Annotated in this window: 19 protein-coding genes; 18 read left to right on the top strand and 1 reads right to left on the bottom strand. The window is 38.6% G+C overall.

Annotated features, from left to right (window positions below; genetic code table 11):
• The first annotated feature begins 1 nt into the window (after nucleotide 1).
• From ACO05V_RS21245 to ACO05V_RS21160, 18 genes are all read left to right on the top strand, one after another.
• Nucleotides 2–1,105, top strand: coding sequence for a glycosyltransferase (locus tag ACO05V_RS21245; protein WP_421856321.1), 1,104 nt, complete (start codon nucleotides 2–4; stop codon nucleotides 1,103–1,105).
• Nucleotides 1,105–2,136 (top strand): polysaccharide biosynthesis protein, encoded by a 1,032-nt coding sequence (locus ACO05V_RS21240; protein ID WP_421856318.1) that lies wholly within the window; start codon nucleotides 1,105–1,107, stop codon nucleotides 2,134–2,136. Before ACO05V_RS21245 ends, ACO05V_RS21240 begins: the two co-directional genes overlap by 1 nt.
• Entirely contained in the window at nucleotides 2,129–3,004 is an 876-nt protein-coding gene (locus ACO05V_RS21235) for a dTDP-4-dehydrorhamnose reductase family protein (RefSeq protein WP_421856315.1), read from the top strand. The genes ACO05V_RS21240 and ACO05V_RS21235 overlap by 8 nt, the downstream gene beginning before the upstream one ends.
• A complete protein-coding gene (gene wecB / locus ACO05V_RS21230) occupies nucleotides 2,979–4,133 on the top strand; it encodes a non-hydrolyzing UDP-N-acetylglucosamine 2-epimerase (protein WP_421856312.1) in 1,155 nt (384 codons plus the stop codon). Before ACO05V_RS21235 ends, wecB begins: the two co-directional genes overlap by 26 nt.
• Nucleotides 4,134–4,136: 3 nt before the next feature.
• The gene (locus ACO05V_RS21225; protein ID WP_421856309.1) at nucleotides 4,137–5,345 is read left to right on the top strand and encodes a glycosyltransferase family 4 protein; all 1,209 of its coding nucleotides are present in this window, start codon (nucleotides 4,137–4,139) and stop codon (nucleotides 5,343–5,345) included.
• A 2-nt stretch (nucleotides 5,346–5,347) separates the two neighbouring features.
• The gene (locus ACO05V_RS21220; protein WP_421856306.1) at nucleotides 5,348–6,280 is read left to right on the top strand and encodes a UDP-glucose 4-epimerase family protein; all 933 of its coding nucleotides are present in this window, start codon (nucleotides 5,348–5,350) and stop codon (nucleotides 6,278–6,280) included.
• 15 nt (nucleotides 6,281–6,295) lie between these two features.
• On the top strand, nucleotides 6,296–6,847 hold the full coding sequence (locus ACO05V_RS21215) for a sugar transferase (protein ID WP_421856304.1): 552 nt from the start codon (nucleotides 6,296–6,298) through the stop codon (nucleotides 6,845–6,847).
• A gap of 620 nt (nucleotides 6,848–7,467) precedes the next feature.
• Nucleotides 7,468–9,444, top strand: coding sequence for a polysaccharide biosynthesis protein (locus ACO05V_RS21210; protein ID WP_421856302.1), 1,977 nt, complete (start codon nucleotides 7,468–7,470; stop codon nucleotides 9,442–9,444).
• 334 nt (nucleotides 9,445–9,778) lie between these two features.
• Nucleotides 9,779–11,032 carry a flippase gene (locus tag ACO05V_RS21205; protein WP_421856299.1) on the top strand — a complete coding sequence of 418 codons (1,254 nt, stop codon included), beginning with the start codon at nucleotides 9,779–9,781 and terminating at the stop codon, nucleotides 11,030–11,032.
• Nucleotides 11,025–11,888 (top strand): glycosyltransferase, encoded by an 864-nt coding sequence (locus ACO05V_RS21200; protein ID WP_421856296.1) that lies wholly within the window; start codon nucleotides 11,025–11,027, stop codon nucleotides 11,886–11,888. Before ACO05V_RS21205 ends, ACO05V_RS21200 begins: the two co-directional genes overlap by 8 nt.
• An 11-nt stretch (nucleotides 11,889–11,899) precedes the next feature.
• Nucleotides 11,900–12,958, top strand: coding sequence for an EpsG family protein (locus ACO05V_RS21195; RefSeq protein ID WP_421856293.1), 1,059 nt, complete (start codon nucleotides 11,900–11,902; stop codon nucleotides 12,956–12,958).
• Between the two features lie 68 nt (nucleotides 12,959–13,026).
• Nucleotides 13,027–13,956: a glycosyltransferase family 2 protein gene (locus ACO05V_RS21190; protein WP_421856290.1), complete on the top strand. Its 930-nt coding sequence runs from the start codon at nucleotides 13,027–13,029 to the stop codon at nucleotides 13,954–13,956.
• Between the two features lie 29 nt (nucleotides 13,957–13,985).
• Entirely contained in the window at nucleotides 13,986–14,843 is an 858-nt protein-coding gene (locus ACO05V_RS21185; protein ID WP_421856287.1) for a glycosyltransferase, read from the top strand.
• A gap of 110 nt (nucleotides 14,844–14,953) precedes the next feature.
• Nucleotides 14,954–16,042, top strand: a complete 1,089-nt coding sequence (gene rfbB, locus ACO05V_RS21180; RefSeq protein ID WP_421856284.1) for a dTDP-glucose 4,6-dehydratase — start codon at nucleotides 14,954–14,956, stop codon at nucleotides 16,040–16,042.
• 5 nt (nucleotides 16,043–16,047) lie between these two features.
• Entirely contained in the window at nucleotides 16,048–16,929 is an 882-nt protein-coding gene (gene rfbA, locus ACO05V_RS21175; protein WP_421856870.1) for a glucose-1-phosphate thymidylyltransferase RfbA, read from the top strand.
• A gap of 12 nt (nucleotides 16,930–16,941) precedes the next feature.
• A complete protein-coding gene (gene rfbC / locus ACO05V_RS21170; protein ID WP_421847903.1) occupies nucleotides 16,942–17,478 on the top strand; it encodes a dTDP-4-dehydrorhamnose 3,5-epimerase in 537 nt (178 codons plus the stop codon).
• Nucleotides 17,479–18,354, top strand: a complete 876-nt coding sequence (gene rfbD, locus ACO05V_RS21165; protein ID WP_421856281.1) for a dTDP-4-dehydrorhamnose reductase — start codon at nucleotides 17,479–17,481, stop codon at nucleotides 18,352–18,354. It abuts the gene before it with no gap.
• Entirely contained in the window at nucleotides 18,351–19,250 is a 900-nt protein-coding gene (locus ACO05V_RS21160) for a glycosyltransferase family 2 protein (protein ID WP_421856278.1), read from the top strand. The genes rfbD and ACO05V_RS21160 overlap by 4 nt, the downstream gene beginning before the upstream one ends.
• A 35-nt stretch (nucleotides 19,251–19,285) precedes the next feature.
• On the opposite strand, the gene ACO05V_RS21155 is transcribed toward ACO05V_RS21160, so the two are convergent.
• A complete protein-coding gene (locus ACO05V_RS21155; protein WP_421856275.1) occupies nucleotides 19,286–20,578 on the bottom strand; it encodes an undecaprenyl-phosphate glucose phosphotransferase in 1,293 nt (430 codons plus the stop codon).
• Nucleotides 20,579–20,586: the final 8 nt, after the last annotated feature.

Here is a 20,586-nt window from a genome sequence, read left to right as displayed (position 1 = left end):
CATGCTAGAAGGTAAAATGGTGATTGTTGTTAATGCGACAGCTCTAAGGTCTGGGGGGGCTCTTTCTATACTTTCTCAATTTATCGAGAGTATTGAAGGGGATGATAAATATTTGATTTTTGTTCACCCCTCTATTGATATCTGGGTCGATAATGAGTTAATAAGAATCATACAGATCGAAAGAACTTCTTTTTTTTCTAGAATAGTTTGGGATTCTTATGGGCTTGATGCATATCTTAAGAAAGAAAAGATAGAGGTAAAAATCATTATATCTCTGCAAAATACCTCAATAAGAATGACGCAGTCATGTAAAAAAATTATTTATCTGCATAACATTATACCTTTCGTTAATTACAGATGGAATTTCTTTAAAAAAACTGATTTTAATCTTTTTTTGTATAGATATGTATATTCTTTTTTTATTTTTTTATATGTATCTAAAGAAACTTATTTTATTGTTCAGAGTGAATGGTTTAAAAAAATTCTAATCAAAAGAGGGGTGCAAAATGATAGGGTTTTAGTTGCACGCCCAGAAATTATAATTTCTGATGTTGAGAGTATCCTATCAATTCCATTAATTCCTGATGGCTATTCGATTTTTTATCCTGCCACGGCTCATAGCTATAAAAATCATATTGAAATTGTAAATGCGCTAATTTATATGAAACAGCATGGGGGGCATCACTCTGACATAATAGTTTATTTTACTATTGATTTAGATGAGTCATCCGAATTGTATAGAATTATTGATGAGAATGGGTTGAACGGACATTTTAATTTCTTAGGTTACTTATCGTTTAACGATATACTAAGTTACTATAAGTCAGTGAATCTTGTTGTGTTTCCTAGTCGACTTGAGACATTTGGTCTTCCGTTGATTGAGGCTGCTGCAATGGGGAAGCCTATTGTGGCAATTGATATGATGTACTCAAGAGAAGCTCTTCAAAATTATAATAATGTTTCTTTTTGCGAATTTAATGATAGTAAAAATTGGGCAGAGAAGATTTTGTTGGGAGTTAAAAAGAATAAAACTGAAACTATGTTTGTAGCCAATGATGGTTGGTCACGAGTTCACCAACTTATTAATGAATTGAAGGTATGCTAATGTTTAAAGATAAAATATTATTAATAACTGGTGGTACAGGGTCATTTGGAAATGCTGTATTGCGCCGTTTTTTAACATCTGATCTAAAAGAAATTAGAATTTTTTCTCGTGACGAAAAAAAACAAGATGATATGCGTAAAAAATATAATCATCCCAAGTTGAAATTTTATATTGGGGATGTGCGTGATTATCAGTCAGTATTGAATGCAACGCGCTGCGTTAACTTTATTTATCATGCTGCCGCACTTAAACAAGTACCAAGTTGCGAATTTTATCCTATGGAAGCGGTAAAAACTAATGTGCAAGGTACTGAAAATGTACTTGAAGCCGCCATTGTAAATGGTGTATCACGAGTTGTATGTTTAAGTACCGACAAGGCAGTATACCCGATTAACGCCATGGGGATTTCTAAAGCCATGATGGAAAAGGTAATAGTTGCAAAGTCGCGAAATGTTCCTGCTGGGACCATGATTTGTACCACTCGCTACGGAAATGTTATGGCATCACGCGGTTCGGTGATTCCTTTGTTTGTGGAACAGGTTTTGAACAATAAACCTATTACTATTACTGACCCTAACATGACTCGTTTTATGATGACTCTCGACGATGCAGTTGACCTGGTTTTACATGCGTTTGAGCACGGTACTAATGGTGATATATTTGTGCAGAAAGCCCCCGCAGCGACAATAGAAGTATTGGCCAAGGCTATTTTTGCTTTAATGATGCAACCTGAGCATCCAATAAATATTATTGGTACCCGCCATGGCGAAAAACTATTTGAAGCTCTATGTAGCAGGGAAGAAATGTTGGTAGCTGAAGACCAAGGCGGATACTACAGGATTCCAGCGGATAACCGCGATCTAAACTATGGCAAATATTTTGAGCAAGGCCGAGCAGAGCTTAAAAACTTTGAAGATTATAACTCCCACAATACTCAGCAATTGTCAATAGAAGAAATGATGACATTATTACGTAAGTTAGAGTATACACGTAAAATTGAGGCTGGTGAAAGGGCGCACCCTGATGAGTAAAAGAATTCTGGTAATAGGTGCTAATGGTATGTTGGGCGGTAGCTTGCATCGCTATTTTAGCTGTAGTGGGAAATACGAAATATTAGGCACAGTAAGATCTGAAACGGCAAAAACACTGCTTGCTGAAAGAGGCTTTATGAATGTGCAAGCAGGGGTCGATGCTCTGGATAATGTCTCTCTTGCTAAAGTAATTGATTTCTTTAAGCCTGATATAGTGTTTAATTGTGTGGGTTTGATAAAGCAAATGGATGACTCCAAAAAGCCAATTTCTGCGATTGAGATTAATGCTTTACTTCCTCATCAACTGGCGTTGCTTTGTTCTGGTTCAGGGGCAAAATTGGTTCATTTTTCAACTGATTGTGTATTTGCGGGTAAGAAAGGTGGCTACACTGAATCTGATATCCCAGATGCCTCTGATATGTATGGGCGTTCCAAGTTGCTTGGAGAAGTAATTTATGACGGTCATTTGACATTGCGCACCTCCATTATTGGCCATGAGCTTGAATCAAACGTTAGTTTAATTGATTGGTTTTTGAGCCAGTCTGCCAATGTTAAAGGGTTCTCCAAGGCTTTTTTTTCAGGGTTACCTACTATATACGTAGCAGAGTTTATTGAAACCTTTATTTTATATAATCCTTCTTTATCGGGGCTTTATCATCTTAGTGTAGATAGAATTGATAAATTTCACCTTTTACAATTGGTTAAGCGACAATACGGTATTGCTACACAGATTGAAGAATATTTTGATTTTGAAATTGACCGTAGCCTTAACTCAGACGCACTTCGTAGTGCTGTCGGTTTTGTGCCGCCCAGCTGGCCAGAATTAATTAAACGGATGCATGATGAATACATTAAAAATTTCCAATGAAATTCAAAAACTTAAAGTAATGACTATTGTTGGTACTCGGCCTGAGGTTATTCGCTTGTCGCGCACTATCGCTAAATTGGATCTGTATTGCGAGCATACATTAGTTCATACTGGTCAGAATTATGACTATGAATTAAACCAGATATTTTTTGATGATCTTGGGATCAGAAGTCCTGATGTTTTCCTTGAGTGCGCTGGTACCTCTGCTGCAGAAACCATGGCTCAGGTAATATCTAAATCCGATGTGGTGCTGGCTGAGCGCAAACCTGATGCGTTACTTATTTTAGGTGATACCAACAGCGCTATGGCTGCTATTTCTGCAAAGCGTCGCAAGATTCCTATTTTTCACATGGAAGCGGGAAACCGATGTTTTGACCTAAGAGTTCCAGAAGAAATAAATCGTAAAATTGTCGACCATATTTCTGATGTTAATTTGCCCTATAGTGATATTGCCCGTGAGTATTTGCTTCGTGAAGGGTTAAAACCGGATCTTATCGTTAAGACTGGTAGTCCCATGGACGAAATCCTTAATTTTTATTCAGATAAGATTCATGCGTCTGATGTGTTGGCAAGGCTATCATTAAGTGCTAAACAGTATTTCTTAGTAAGTGTACACCGGGAAGAAAATGTTGATTCAGACGTTAACATTTATAAATATGTTGAGGTTCTCAATTCCATAGCTGATCGATACAAGCTCCCCATTATAGTCTCAACGCATCCTAGAACTAGAAAGAAGATTGATGCGCTGAAATTAAGTTTTCACCCTCTTGTACAGCTTATGAAGCCTTTAGGTTTCAGTGACTATGTAAAATTACAACTTGATGCAAAAGTGGTACTTAGTGATAGCGGGACCATTACTGAAGAATCTTCCATTATGAATTTCCCAGCTTTAAATATCAGAGATGCACAGGAGCGCCCTGAAGGCTTTGAGGAAGGGGCAGTGATGTTTACTGGCATGAACATCGAACGTATTTTACAGGCAATCACAGTGTTAGAGCTGCAGGGTAGGGGTAATAATAGATCTATAAATGTTGTTAAAGATTACGTCGCGCCCAATGTTTCTGAAAAGGTAGTTCGCACGATTATCAGCTATACTGATTACGTTAATAACGTTGTTTGGAGAAAGTAGTCTGTGAGAATTGCTTTATTGCCGGACGATTATTTGCCAGACAGCACCCGTGTCCACGCAAAAATGTTTCATGAACTTGCGCTTGAGTTAAAACATTCTGACCATGAACCTATCATTATTACCCCAGGCACGCCTGAGCAGCAAACCACGCTGGTAATTGACCATATTGATGACGTTGAAATTTGGCGATTCAAGAGCGGCAGAACTCGCGAGGTAGGTAAAGCTCGGCGTGCGCTTAATGAGTCTTTGTTATCTGTTAAAGCGTGGCAAGCGATAAAAAAGAATGTAGAACAGCAGCCTTTTGAGCTTTGCATTAATTACTCACCCACTATTTTTTTTGGACCTTTAGCCAAGAAGCTAAAGAAGCATGGTGCCTATGTCTATTTGATTTTGCGGGATATGTTTCCACAATGGATTATAGATGAAGGTCTTATACGTGAAGGCTCCGTAATAGCTAGGTATTTTCGTTATTTTGAAAAGCTGAATTATCGTATATCTGACTGTATTGGCGTGATGTCTGAAGCGAATTTGCAGTTATTTAATAGACTGTACCCTGGCTATCCGAATGTACAGATTTTGATGAATTGGTCCGATACTCAGCCTTTACCAAGGGAGAGCATTAAGACTGACTGGCGCAGTGAATGGCAGTTACGCGATAAGGTGGTGTTCTTTTACGGAGGTAATATTGGCCATGCGCAAGATATGACAAATCTAATGCGTTTGGCTAAAGGGATGAAAGGCAAGGCTGCTGCACATTTTCTGTTTGTTGGGCAGGGAGATGAATTTGAGCTGATACAGAAGATCAAAGATGAATGGATGCTGGACAATGTTACGATTAAATCTTCAGTATCACAGGATGTTTATCGTGAGCTACTTACTGTGGTAGATGTGGGTTTGTTTTCATTATCAGCCAAACATACAGCGCATAATTTTCCCGGTAAGTTGCTGGGCTATATGTCAGAATCCTTACCTATTTTAGGCAGCGTCAATCCTGATAATGATATTATCGACTTGATAAATAGCAATCAAAGTGGTTTTGTATTTAAAAATGGTGAAGATGCGGCACTTTTGCTAGCCGCTGAGTTAATTTTAGCTTCAGTTGAGCGGCGTAAGCAGGCAGGTTTCAATGCTCGTTTGTTACTTGAGCGGTATTTTTCGGTGGGCTCTGCAGTGGATAACATTCTTAACCAGGCAATAAAAAAAGGACATTAGAATTGACAATACTTGTTACAGGGTGCACTGGGTTTGTCGGTCAGGCATTGGTAGAAGCTCTTAACACTAGAACTGTAAAACTGGTCGGCCGCAGAAAGTTAGAGAAACAATCCCAGATTTTTTTTCAAAAAATATTGAGTACAGATGAGCAATTTGCCGATTGTTTAGATGGCGTTTCGGTAGTTCTACATGCCGCAGCTAGAGTCCATGTTATGTCTGATACAATAACTGACCCTTTAGAAGCTTATCGTGAAGTTAATGTCGCTGGCACGTTAAATCTAGCTGACCAAGCCGCCGAGGCTGGTGTAAAGCGGTTTATCTTTTTGAGTTCGATTAAGGTAAACGGTGAATCTACTTCGCATCGTGCGCCGTTTACTGCTTTTGATCCGTGTTTGCCTGAAGACCCTTATGGCATGTCTAAATCTGAAGCAGAGGAACAGTTATTGGCGTTAGGCAAAGAAACGGGCATGGAGATTGTAATCATCCGCCCGCCTTTGGTTTACGGTGAAGGAGTAAAAGCCAATTTTGCTTCTCTTATGAAGTTGGTCGGTAAAGGATTTCCATTGCCGTTTCGAGCGATTAATCAGAATAAACGTAGCTTGGTTTCTGTGTATAATTTGGTGGATCTGATAAAGGTGTGTATTGATCATCCTAAGGCCGCGAATCAAGTGTTCTTGGTATCAGATGATGATGATTTATCCACGGCTCAAATGGTCGCTTTGATGGCTAAAGCTCAAGGCAAAGCGAATTTATTACTTCCTGTTCCTGTGTGGTGTTTTAAACTGGCTGGTAAGCTTTTCAAGAAAGAGGACATGGTAGACCGCTTGGTTGGGTCTTTGCAGCTCGATATCGAGCACACTAAAAAAACGCTTGATTGGGATCCTCCTTATACGGTTGAACACGGTTTTCAACTGGCTGCTAAAAAAAATTCGTAATAACTGGATGGTAAAATGTTTCGTATATTAGATTTTGTGTTTGCCCTGTTAGGTCTAGTGTGCGGTTTTCCTGTGTTGTTGATTATTTATTTGATTGGTTTGTCTGACACAGGTTCGCCTATCTTTCGTCAAGAGCGAGTAGGGCGTAATAAGAAACTGTTCGTGCTGGTGAAATTTCGTACTATGTCGGTGGATACGGCGTCGGTGGCGAGTCATTTGGCCTCAACAAGTTCCATCACGCCTTTGGGCGGTTTTTTACGTAAAACCAAATTGGATGAATTGCCGCAGCTTTGGAATGTGCTGAAAGGTGAGATGAGCTTAGTTGGCCCGCGTCCTGGGTTGTTTAACCAAACGGAATTGACCCAAGCGCGCGATGCCAAAGGTGTGTTTTCCGTGCGACCTGGTATTACTGGATTGGCACAAATTTCGGATATCGATATGTCGACACCTGAGTTGTTGGCGGAAACCGATGCCAAGATGATTCAGAGTTTGTCTTTGAAAAACTACTTTGTTTATATCATCAAGACGGTAACGGGCAGTGGGTCTGGTGATAGAGTAAAAGGTTAATTTTTGTCAATTTTCGTAAACCTTACATGCGTATTGTTTGCAAATTTTACGTAAAATGCTTTTACTTAGGTTTGTTGTAGGTCAAATGTCAGATTACTTCTTCGTGCCTTGATTCATCTGACACGGGGTGGGTAGTTTTAACCCCTCCCTAGCCCTCCCCTTGAAGATAAGGGGAAGGAATTGTCAGATCACGCCTCGTACCTCGGCTCATCCTGCCTACGGGGTGGTTGGTTTTAACCCCTCCCTATAAAGGGAAGGAATTGTCAGATCACGCCTCGTACCTCGGCTCATCCTGCCTACGGGGTGGTTGGTTTTAACCCCTCCCTATAAAGGGAAGGAATTGTCAGATCACGCCTCGTACCTCGGCTCATCCTGCCTACGGGGTGGTTGGTTTTAACCCCTCCCTATAAAGGGAAGGAATTGTCAGATCACGCCTCGTGCCTCTGCTCATCTGACCTACGGGGTGGTTGGTTTTAACCTCGCCCTAGCCCTTGAAGATAAGGAGAGGGGATTGTCAGATCACGCTTCGTGCCTCGGCTCATCTGACCTACGGGGAGATTAGTTTTTAATTGATAGTTACATTACATGATGTTTAGTTTTAGTACATATAGGTGTACATAATGGTAAAAAAATTGGATTTTCTTTGGTCTTTGTCGCGGTTTAATAAACGTTTAATCAGTTTGGCTGTGGATTCATTGTTTGTTTGTCTAGCGTTTTTTTGTGCTTATTGGGCGCGGCTGGGTGAGTTTAGTGCGTTTAAAAGCGATTCGGTTTGGTTTGTATTAGCTGGTACCGTGCTTGTGACCTTGTTTGTTAATGCTCGGTTGGGTTTGTATCGGGCTATTCTGCGTTATTTAACTTTTCATGCTTTTACGTCGATTTTGTTTGGTGCGGCTGTGTCTGCCTTAAGCGTCACTACGCTGGCGTATTTCTTTCAAGCGCCGATTCCCCGTACTGTACCGATTATTTATTTTCCTTTTTTGGTGATGTTGTGTGGCGGCTCACGTTTGTTGATTCGTGGTTTATTGCTGCAAGTGCCAACTAAGGGCTGTGAGTCTGTGTTGGTGTTTGGGGCTGGTTCTACCGGGCGTCAACTTGCATTGGCGTTGCGTCAGGCATCAAGTTATCGAGTAAAGGGTTTTATCGACCATGATGCGTCTTTGGCGAATACCATCATCCAGGGAATTCCTGTTTATGATGTGAATAAGCTAGAAGAATTGATTGAAAAGTATTATATCGAGAAGGTGCTACTGGCGATTCCGAAAGCCAGTCGCTCTGAACGTAAGAAGGCAATTGATCAGTTGCTGCCTTATGCGGTGGAAGTACTAACAGTACCAGATTTTGATGATATTGTGACGGGCAAAGCGAAGGTTAGTGAATTGCAGGATGTGGCGGTAGACGATTTGTTAGGTCGTGATGTGGTGGCTCCTGTACTGTCTTTGATGCAGTCAAATATTGCCGGAAAAGTGGTCATGGTAACGGGCGCCGGTGGTTCCATTGGTTCTGAATTATGCCGGCAGATATTAGCTCAGCAGCCGACGACTTTGGTCTTATTTGATGTGTCTGAGTTTGCTGTTTATAACATCAATAAAGAATTAAATGAGTTGTTGGGAGAGTTATCTTTTAACGTCACTATTGTGCCCTTGATTGGTTCGGTACAGCATATTAATCGCTTATCGTCAACCATGAAGGCATTTGGGGTTCACACGGTTTATCATGCCGCGGCTTATAAACATGTCCCCTTGGTGGAATATAATGTGGTGGAAGGGGTGCGTAATAACGCTTTTGGTACGTTTTATTGTGCAAAAGCGGCGGTTGAAAGCGGTGTAGAGTCCTTTGTGTTGATTTCTACCGATAAAGCGGTGCGGCCTACCAATGTGATGGGCGCGACCAAACGTATGGCGGAATTGGGCTTACAGGCGTTGGCAGAAGAAGAGGCCAAAAAAGCCGCTAAGCAACAAAAATTCACTCGTTTTTGTATGGTGCGTTTTGGTAATGTGCTTGGTTCCTCTGGTTCGGTGATTCCTGTCTTTAAAAAACAGATTCAGGAAAATCAGCCAATTACCGTGACTCATCCAGATATTATTCGTTACTTCATGACCATCCCTGAGGCTGCGCAACTGGTGATTCAAGCGGGTGCCATGGGTAAAGGTGGCGATGTTTTTGTGTTGGACATGGGGGAGCCGGTTAAGATAGTTGACCTTGCGACAAATTTGATTCGTTTGTCTGGATTAGAAGTGAAATCCGCTGAGAATCCCAATGGTGATATTGAAATCCAATTTACCGGCCTGCGTCCTGGTGAGAAATTGTTTGAAGAACTGTTGATTGGCGACAATGTGCAGGAAACTCAGCATAAACGCATCATGACTGCTAACGAGCGCTTTTTGTCACTGCTTGATTTTGTGCAAACTATGGACGAACTGGATAAAGCCTGCCACGACTTCGATCACGAAAAAGTGCGTGAGATATTGATTGCCGCCCCCACCGACTTTCAGCCGACCGATGGTATTGGCGATTTGGTGTGGAATGCCGAACACGCCCTTGAAAAGAAAAAAGCCGAAAGCAAAGTTGTGCTCATGCAAAAACACAATAGTTAAGTATAGGGACAAGGGGGGACGTGAAAGTTGGGTTTTTTGTTTGTGAGGTTTTAGTCTGTTTATTGTTCCTGTTGTTCTTGCCTTGGAAAACTTATGTGACCTATTCCCTAGAAATCATCGAAGTGCAGTTAGGTAGCTTTAGGTGAAGATGATATTGTTCGATACATTGACCGTTATGGGCGCTAGAGATGTTTGTTTTGTGGGTTTACTGTCTAAAGTCTATGTGCATGGTTATAATGAATACCATTGTGTTTTTTTAAGACCGATCGATCTGATTACTCCTTATTGCTTTGAGTTGGAATATTCTAGAAATTTTTGATGAAATGCGGGCCGTATGTCTCTTGCGAAAACTGAAAATAGGACTTTTTTAGCGAATGCTTCCTTTCTTGCTTTAATGCAAGCTGCGAATTCCTTTCTTCCTCTGTTGACTGTGCCTTTTTTAGTTCGAGTATTGGGTGTCGAGTTATTTGGACAGCTGGCCTTTGTTACTGCTTTAATGTATTACTTTTTTGTATTGACCGACTATGGCTTTAATTTAACGGCGACGAGAGATATATCAATTAACCGTTCTGATATTAATAAGGTTAATGAGATATATACCTGTGTTTTTTTTATTAAAGCCGCTTTGATTGGCGTTAACTTTGTAATTTTAATGTTTGGTTTTTTGATTTTCCCTAATTTCATTGAAAATTGGCCTTTATACCTTTGTTCATTTTTTGTTATTGTTGGGCAATCTTTGTTTCCTACTTGGTTTTTTCAAGGTATGGAAAAGATGAAATACATTACCTATCTAAGTGTTTCTGCCAAAATATTTTTTACTCTAGGTGTTTTTGTTTTAGTAGCAGGGCCTGAGGATTATCTCTTGGTGCCTATTTTAACCGCTTTAGGATTCTTTTTTTCCGCATCTTATGCTGTGTATTTAATTCATTATCAACATGGTGTTTCGTTTGTGACTGTTCCTTGGGCATTGGTTAAAAAAAATATCGTTGATGGTTGGTATGTTTTTTTATCTCAGATGAAAATAACTCTGTTTAGCTCTACGAATGTTGTCATACTGGGAATTATGGTTGGTCCAATTGCTGTCGGTTATTATGTTGCCGCTGAAAAAATTATGCGCGCATTGGCTTTGGCTCAAACACCCATAACAGGAGCTTTGTTTCCCTTGATTGCGAATAAAATGGTAAAAGATAAAAAACTGGCGATTAAAAAATTAAAAAATATTGCTTACTTGGGCTGTGCTTTTTATCTTTTTGTGCTTGGTTTTAGTTATTTCTTATCTGATTATGTTGTCTCTCTTTTGTATGGCGATGATTTACAGGAAAGTGCTTGGGTTTTAAAAGTTATGTTGATCATCCCTTTGCTTATTTTTCTTAATAATATTTTTGGTACTCAAATTCTCTTAAATACAGGTCGTGAAAAGCCCTTTTTTTATGTTTTATTATTTGCTGCGATATTGAGTTTGGTTTTGTGCTTCAGTTTAACTTCTCTATATTCCTATAAAGGTACAGCGGTAGCTTTATTGATAACCGAAGTGTTTGTTGTTTTGGCTTTTTTTGTTCTAGTTTACAAGGACTGGGTACATGCATAAACCCGATGGTGTTGTTGTTTTATATAATCCTGATGAATCTGTGTGGTCTAATATCACCTCGTACATCGATTATGTCGGTTTATTATATGTTGTCGATAACTCAGAACAAAAAAACCTAATACTTGTTGAAAAAATAAAAAATCACCCTAGTGCTGTTTATATCGATAATAAATCGAATCTTGGGATCGGCTCAGCCCTGAATAAGGGCGCTAAAGAGGCAATAAACCATAGTGCGTCTTGGTTATTAACCATGGATCAAGACAGTCGCTTCGATAAAACCTCATTGCAGACACTGGTTGCTTTTGCTTATTCTTTACCAGAAGATCATAAAGTGGGTGTCTTGTCCCCTGTCCACAAAACCGTTAACGTTGATGTGCCTATTATTAAAGACGACATATTGACTGTTGAAGTGGATAGTGTGATGACGTCGGGTAATTTAATTTACCTTAAGGCGTTTCAATCTGTAGGGGGATTTTTAGAGAAGTACTTTATAGACTGTGTTGATCATGAATATTGTCTAAGGGTAAAGAGAAAAGGCTTTAAAGTACTCTTATACCAAGTCTGCTACTTAGAGCATAACCTTGGTGATATTGCGTGTTCAGATTTTTTTGGGCGTAAGGTTTATTACACCAATCATAGTGCCGTTCGACGTTATTATAGTACGCGAAATCGGTTGGATTTGTTCTTTAGGTATGGCGTTAATTTTCCTGTATTTACAAGTCAAGAGCTGTTTAAAATATTAACTGAAGGGGTTAAAGTTTTGCTTTTCGAACAAGACAAATTTAAGAAGACTCTATTTATGTTTAAAGGTTTTTTTGACTTTATATGTCAAAAATTTGGGAAGATTGTTGATTAAGGAGTAAACTTTTGGCGATTCTGATGACGATTTTTTCAGGATTTTATATGACGCTTATGACTTGGTTGTATTCTGAAAAAAAAATTAATAAATATATTTTTTGCGTTTTGTGTGGCTTATTGTCTGGCTTTTTTTCAATTTATTTTTCTCATTATTCAATTAGTGGTTTTTCAAACATAGTTGATGAAATTACAAGTTACGAGTTGTTTTTTTTGTTTTCTATGAAAGCTTTATCATTTTTGCCAATGGTAGTTTTCTTTTGTCTTTACGCGATGTTATCTTTTTTAGTAAAACTAACATTAATAGAAAAAGTTAGTCGAGATCCATTATTATCGTTATTTTGTTTTTTTTCATTTTTCTTTTTGTATTTTGATGGTGCGGTGGTTCGTGTCAGTTTAGGGGTTGCTGTTGCTTATTGGGGGGTGTATTTTCTATCCAAAAATAAAATTTTGCATTTCAATTTAATTATCTTGATTAGTTGCTTATTCTTCCATTATTCCTTATTAATTTTGATGGTAATGCCATTATTTAAAACCCATTTTTCCATTAAGATTATTTTTGCGCTTATCATTATTTTTTTTATAGTATATGTAATGGGTTTTGGGGTCCTAGACCCTGTTTTGTGGGTGATGTCTTATTTAGATACTTCTATATCAGGTTTGAGCAAGTTTAATTCTTACCTTATGCGTTCTAATGAAGGTGATCCGTACTCATTGGTTCTGTTTTTTTTATTTCTTGCCTGTTTATTTAGTTATTGGCTTTTTATGAGAGAGCTATCAGATTTTGAGTTGATTTCTTATAATATGATATTTTTATCTTTTCTTATTTTGATTGTATTTTATCAGAATCAAGTTTTTCAGAATAGATTTAGCGAGATATTTAGATATTCACTTGTTTTCATCTCCCCATTTTTTTATAGGTTTTTCTTTGTTTTTATTGGTAGTCGATTTTTATCAAATATAGCTTATATTTTTTTAATGGGCGGATATTTTGTTTATTTTTATTACTACAAAGAAATAATTCCTGTAAATAATCTTGATATGATTGATTTTTCGTTTGTTTTCTTTTGAAAGTTTTGTATTTGTTGGTACACATATTTTTATAAAGCTGATCTTTGAGTTGCAGTGAGATTTTAATAATGAGAGATATTGATATTGTAATGGCTTCATATAATGGAGCTGATTATATTGCTGAGCAGATATTTAGTATGATGAATGCTAATTCTTTTCATGAAAAAATAGATAAGATTATTGTTTCTGATGACAATTCTATTGACGGTACAGCTGAGATATTAAACTCTTTGGATTTTGAAAGAATTGATTTTAGTCTTAATAATGGTGAGAATGGTGTGATTTATAATTTTGCTAACGCATTCTCAAAAAGCACTGCCGATTATATTATTATTTCAGATCAAGATGATGTCTGGCTTAATAACAAGATTGATGTGCTCTATAAAGGTATTAAAAGTATAGAGATTAATAAAAAAACTCCCGCTCTGTTTTTTACGGATTTAAAAGTTGTAGATCAAGATTTAAATGTAATGTCTGGTTCTTTTTGGGATTTTCAAAAAATAGATCCGAAATTAAGCGAATCACTGAAAGGTGTATTGTTAAAAAATATATCGCCTGGTTGTGCAATGATTATAAATAGAGCTTTGCTATTAAAGGCTCAACCTTTCCCTCGTGACATACTGATGCATGATTGGTGGTTATTGCTGGTGGCTAAAGTTTTTGGTTCTGTTGGCTTTTCTGAGGAAAAAACTTTTTTATACAGGCAGCATGATAAAAATGTTCTTGGTGCGAGAAGAAAAAAAATTCTAGAAAAGCTTGGTAATTTTATTTCTAATGACGAATCTAGTTTAGATCGAGTGTTTAAACAAGCGGTTATGTTAGATAATTTGTTACCTGATGAAAACGAAAATAAAGAAGTGGTAAAGAGTTTTTTTAATTCGAAAGAAAAAAGCTATGCCTTAAAGTTTAAGTTTTTATTTAATTTTTTTAATAGGAAGTTAACATTTTCAGAAAATTTTAGCCTTTTTGTATGGGTTTTTTCTGGTTGTATTAAATGATATGATTTTTGCTCTTTTGGAGAAAAATTTTGAAAATTGGTGTTGTAATTGTTTGGTTTAATCCTTCTTCTGAGCATTTGGATAATTTAAAATCCCATATTAAACAATGTGAATGCATTTGTGTTGTAGATAATAGCTTAAATAAGTATCTCCTACCTTTAGAGTCAAATATACATTATATTCATAATTCTAATGTAGGTGGGATTGCAGGTGCATTCAATCGAGGGGCAGATTGGCTGATTAAAAATAATGTTGATTATTTTTATACATTTGATCAGGATTCAGTGGTTCCAGATGATTTTTATGAAGAAATGACGCAATTTACATTAAGCAATAACGCGTCTATATCTTGTCCTAACTTTTATGATGTTAATTCAAAAACTTATGGTAAGTTTGTAAAGATGTCAAAGTTTTACTTTTCGGATACAGACGATAATAAAACACATTTTTGCATTTCATCTGGGATGTGTATAAAATCATCAGTATTTATTGATTTAAATAAATTTGATGAAAGATTTGTTATTGATCATGTGGATACAGAATTTTTATTAAAAGCTGTGGATTCTAATATTGATGTTTTTTATAATAAAAATGTATTGCTTAATCATCAAATAGGTGAAAGAGATTTATATGATTTTTTAGGAGTTAATTTAAAGCCTAATCATCACAATCATATAAGAAAATATTATATATCAAGAAATGGTACTTATCTTTCTTTTAAGTATTTTAAAAAATATAAAGGATATTTTGTTCTAAATTTTATGCGCATTATACATGAATTAATTTGTACTGTTTTGTATGAAGAAAACAAGATGGTCAAGATTTATTCTATATTTAAAGGTTTAAAAGACGCCGTTAAAGGAAAGCTTGGAGCTTACAAAGAGTAAAGTCTATTTTTTATATTGGCTTATTATCTTTTTATAAGAACTAGGCGTCTTGGTTTAATGGTAAATTAATTGTTGAAAATTTAATGTAACGTGTATTTAAATGGATCACTATGAAAATTTTAGTCACTGGCGGCGCCGGTTTTATAGGCAGTGCGGTAGTGCGCTATTTACTTAATAAATCAGACCATTCTGTGGTGAACCTTGATAAGTTAACCTATGCAGGGAATCCAGAATCTATCCCAGCAGATTTACATAATGGTAATTACTTTTTTGAGCAAGTTGATATTTGCGATGCTGCTGAGTTAGACAGAGTATTTCAACAGCATCAACCGGATGCTGTAATGCATTTGGCAGCAGAGAGCCATGTTGATCGTTCGATTGATGGCCCAGGTGATTTTATCCAGACTAATATTGTCGGGACTTATACCTTATTGGAAGCGACTCGAAAATATTGGCTTAGTTTGGGGGCTGAGAAAAAAGCCGCTTTTCGCTTTCATCATATATCGACGGATGAAGTCTATGGAGACTTACCGCATCCTGATGAAGTGGAAGGCACTCTGCCGTTATTTACAGAAACAACACCGTATTCTCCCAGCTCCCCTTATTCCGCAAATAAAGCGAGTTCAGACCATTTGGTTCGTGCGTGGCTACGTACCTATGGTTTACCGACTATCGTTACCAATTGTTCGAATAATTACGGCCCTTATCACTTCCCAGAGAAACTGATTCCTCATGTGATTCTCAATGCGTTAGCTGGTAAGTCATTGCCTGTTTATGGCGATGGATCGCAAATTCGTGATTGGTTGTTTGTAGAAGACCATGCTCGCGCTCTCGTTAAGGTTGTAACGCAAGGGAAGATTGGAGAGACCTATAATATTGGTGGTCACAACGAAAAGCGCAACATTGAAGTGGTTCAGACCATTTGTGATTTGCTTGAGGAGATGGTGCCTCATAAACCAGAAGGTGTGAGTGCTTATCAAGATTTAATTACTTATGTTAAAGATCGACCTGGACACGATGTGCGTTATGCAATTGATGCCTCCAAAATCGCCAATGAGTTGAATTGGCAACCTGAAGAAACCTTTGAAACGGGCATGCGTAAAACGGTGCAATGGTATTTAGATAATCCAGAGTGGTGGCAACGCGTATTAAGTGGCGACTACAAATTGAATCGTATTGGTGACCAAGAGCAAGGGTAGTTATGATGAAAAAACGTAAAGGAATTATTCTTGCTGGCGGCAGTGGAACACGTTTACACCCATTAACACTGGCGGTTTCTAAACAATTGATGCCCGTCTATGATAAACCGATGATTTATTATCCTTTGTCTGTATTAATGCTCGCTGGAATACGAGAGATTATGATTATTACGACACCAGAGGATCAAGCCAGCTTCCAGCATTTACTGGGTGATGGACATCAGTTTGGTATTGAGTTGACCTATGCTATTCAGCCGTCTCCTGATGGTTTGGCGCAAGCCTTTATCATTGCTGAAGACTTTATTGGTAGTGACAGTGTGGCGCTTGTGTTGGGTGATAACATTTTCTTTGGTCAACATTTTTCAGAAAAGTTATTGCAGGCCTCTTCTCTCGAAAGTGGTGCGACGGTATTCGGCTATCACGTGAATGACCCTGAGCGGTTTGGCGTGGTGGAGTTCGATGCCGATGGTAAAGCCATGAGTATCGAAGAAAAACCCGCGAAAGCTAAATCTAATTACGCCGTGACAGGGTTATATTTTTACGATAATGATGTGATCGACATCGCGAAAAGCATTAAGCCTTCGGAACGTGGTGAACTTGAGATCACCGATGTGAACTTAGCTTACTTACAGCGTGGTGATTTGCATGTTTCATTACTGGGGCGTGGCTTTGCTTGGCTAGATACGGGTACGCATGATGCCCTTTTGGAAGCTGGGCAATTTGTGCAAACCGTTGAGCATCGCCAAGGACTTAAAGTCGCTTGTTTAGAAGAGATTGCTTATCGCCGCGACTGGATTAGCAAGGAGCTGCTCGTTGAATCTGGCGCAGCGTTGAAGAAAACAGGTTATGGCCAGTATCTTCTTAAAGTGGCTGATGGTTATCAATAATAGGTAAGTGAGATGAATGTAATTAAGACGAATATTGACGGTGCTGTCATTATTGAACCAAAAGTTTTTGGCGACGAGCGTGGCTTTTTCCTCGAAACCTTTCAATTATCTCGCTATCAAGAGATGGCTGGAATCGATTTGCCTTTTGTACAAGATAATCACTCTCGCTCCAGTAAAAATGTACTGAGAGGTTTGCATTTTCAGAAGACGAAACCTCAAGGTAAGCTCGTTCGAGTTGTGCGTGGTGAGGTATTTGATGTCATCGTTGATATTCGTAAGGATTCGCCAAGCTATGGAAAGTGGACTGGCGTGACACTTTCAGAAGAAAATAAGAGCCAATTATGGGGTCCGCCCGGTTTAGCTCATGGCTTTGTTGTTTTATCAGACACGGCGGATTTTGAATATAAGTGTACGGATTATTATGATCCTAGCGATGAAGGCTGTTTGATCTGGAACGATCCAGATGTTGGTGTTGAGTGGCCTTCAGGTATTGAACCTATTTTGTCGGCAAAAGATCAAGTTGGTCTTAGATTAAACGAGTTAAATTAAATGCGTATTTTACTAACAGGCAAAAATGGTCAACTGGGTCGCTGTTTTCAAGATGTAATCAAAAACACAGAATTGGCGCTTTTTGCCTTTGATTCGGCAGAATTGGATATTACGAATGCCCAAAACATTGATCAAGTTGTTAGGCAGACAAAACCTGACATTATTGTGAATGCCGCCGCTTATACGGCAGTGGACAAGGCTGAGACTGATTCAGAAACAGCGTATTTGGTTAATGCCACAGGGCCGTGTTTACTGGCTGAGCAAGCTGCTAGATTGAATATCCCATTGATTCACATATCGACTGACTATGTATTTGATGGCGAAGCAGTCGAGCCTTATAAGCCAAGTGATGTGACTAATCCGCAAAGTGTTTATGGCGCTTCTAAATTAGCTGGTGAAGAATCGGTCACGGCAACGTGTGATAAATATATTATTCTGCGAACGGCTTGGGTCTTTAGTGAATACGGTAATAATTTTGTGAAAACGATGCTTCGTCTAGCAAAAGAGCGAGACAGTCTCGGTGTGGTTGCTAATCAATATGGCTGCCCTACTTATGCGGGTGATCTTGCTAAGGCGATTTTGAGCATTTGTGAGCAGCATGAGCAGGACAAGCCTCTAGCTTGGGGGGTATATCATTATTGCGGAGACACACCAACCAGTTGGCATGGTTTTGCTCGAGCTATTTTTGCAAAAGCCTATGAGTTAGGTGTGATATCTAGCCGCCCACAATTGAAAGCGATAAGCTCGGATCAGTACCTCACGCCCGCGAAGCGACCTGAGTATTCGGTGATGTCGACGCAAGCGCTTCGTTATATTGGTGTGAAAGCATCCCCGTGGAATACTAGTCTTTCTTTCGTGTTGAGTAAGTTAACATGATGAACTTTACCATTGTGATCCCCACTTATAATGGCGGCACGTTGTGGAAGGAGTCAGCTCGGCGCTTGGCAGATCAAATACCTATGCCATTCAGAGTTAAAGTAATTGATTCATCCTCTAAGGACGATACTCAAAAAACTGCTCAAGATTTTAATTTTGAGGTAGAACGTATTGATCAAAAAGATTTTGATCATGGTGGAACACGATCTTATGCATTGGCTGACATTGAAACTGAGCTTGTTGTTTTTTTGACTCAGGATGCCCTTTTAGAAGGGGAGAAAGCTCTTTCGAATTTGGTCTCAGTTTTTGATAGGGAACCGGAGGTGGTTTGTGCCTACGGTCGTCAACTCCCGCACTTGGATGCAAATCCCCTTGCACAACACGCTAGATATAATAGCTATAAGCCGAATAGCTATGTGGCAAGCCTGACAGATGCTTTTCCTGCTGGTTTTCGTAAGGCATTTTTGTCTAATTCGTTTGCAGCGTATCGTGTAGATTTCTTACGTTCAATTGGTGGTTTTCCAAAGCATTTGATTTTAGGCGAAGATGCCTGCGTTGCAGCAAAAGCCTTGGTCGCTAATAAAAAAGTGGCTTATGTTTCTGACGCAAAAGTGCGACATTCCCATAACTACTCTGTTCTTCAAGAGTTCAAACGCTACTTTGATATTGGTGTTTTCCACTCCACACAGTCTTGGATGATTGATGAGTTAGGCTCTGTTGAGGGGGAAGGGGTAAAGTTTGCTTTAGATCAGCTGAAATATATATGTAAAAGTAAAAAATATCATTGGCTTATTTTATCTATTTTTACATCGATAGCTAAATTTATTGGCTATAAGCTTGGCAAAAAAACATCAAGTGCTTGGTGTAAAGCTATCCAGAAAATTATCTATGTATAAAAGTTATTGGAATAGAGTTTAGGAAAAGATGCCGCTTATGCGGCATTTTTATGTATAAAACCTTTCCAAAATGTTAGGAAAATGATTTTCATATCTAGCCAAATTGACCAGTGCTCTATGTAATATAGATCGCATTCGATACGTTTTTGTAAATCCGTATCGCCTCGCCAGCCATTTATTTGTGCCCAACCAGTAATGCCAGCCTTTACCATCTGTTTTTGCATATAGCCTGGAATTTCATGTTTAAATTGTTCGACAAAGACGGTTCTTTCTGGTCTTGGACCCACTATAGACATGTCGCCTTTTAATACGTTGATGAACTGAGGCAGTTCGTCTAGGCTCGTTTTGCGAATGAAAGCGCCGAATCTTGTAATGGGTTTGCCATTCGCTCCTCCCCATTTCACGCCGTCTTTTTCACTATCAAGCGGCATAGAGCGAAATTTGAGCATATTAAATGAGCGACCATTCCAACTGACCCTTTCTTGCCTGTAAAAAATAGGTCCAGGCGAAGATAGTTTTACCCCTATTGCTAGGATCAACAAAATAGGGCTAATACCAATTAATATCAGAGCGGATAGTACTCTATCTTCCAGTGATTTTAGAAAACGGTTTTTACCTTCTAACATGTGTGATGTTGACAGATTGATAACAGGCAATCCGGCTACTTCTGTCATCGACTGATTTAATAATTGAAAACCGAAAATGTCAGGTACCATACGAATTGTAACCGCGCTGGTTGCTAGGGCTGATTGAACTTTTTCCATGCGTTTCGCTTCGCTCATAGGCAGTGCAATCCATACTTGATCCGTATGGTTTTCATTTACAATTCTATCCAGCTGTTCAAGGTTGCCTAGAGTGGGAAGGTCTTGTTTTAGGCTACTATTATGGTCATGGGGTTGATCTGTTATAAAACCCTGGACTACTAGCCCTAGTTCAGGGTTAGAAATTAACTTGTTGGCAACATTTTGCCCAAGATCACCGTCGCCAATAATAATGACTTGGCGGATATTGAACCCTTTTGACCTTAATGCGCCAAGAGATCTTCGGAGTATAAAACGATAACTTAAGATAAGCAGGGTTGAAGTGATTAACCAAGTGACTACCCAGATACGCGAGTAAAGTATAGAAGATTGGGTCGCGAAAGCACTCATAATCAGTAATAGAAAAGTACCAAAGGTTGCCATGACCACACATTTCAATTCAGCGGAAAATGAGGTGCCTCGCCAAGCGCGATAGGCTCCAAAAAACGTAAGCAAGATGGAGCCAATCAATACACCAAGTAGCATGACATTTGAGACTGTAACTAATTTTGTGTAACTACCTATCACAACATATT

It is taken from the genome of Marinomonas sp., assembly GCF_965225885.1.
Taxonomy (GTDB): Bacteria; Pseudomonadota; Gammaproteobacteria; order Pseudomonadales; family Marinomonadaceae; genus Marinomonas.
Note: the sequence above shows the minus strand (reverse complement) of the source record. Positions and strands in the feature narration are given on the sequence as shown.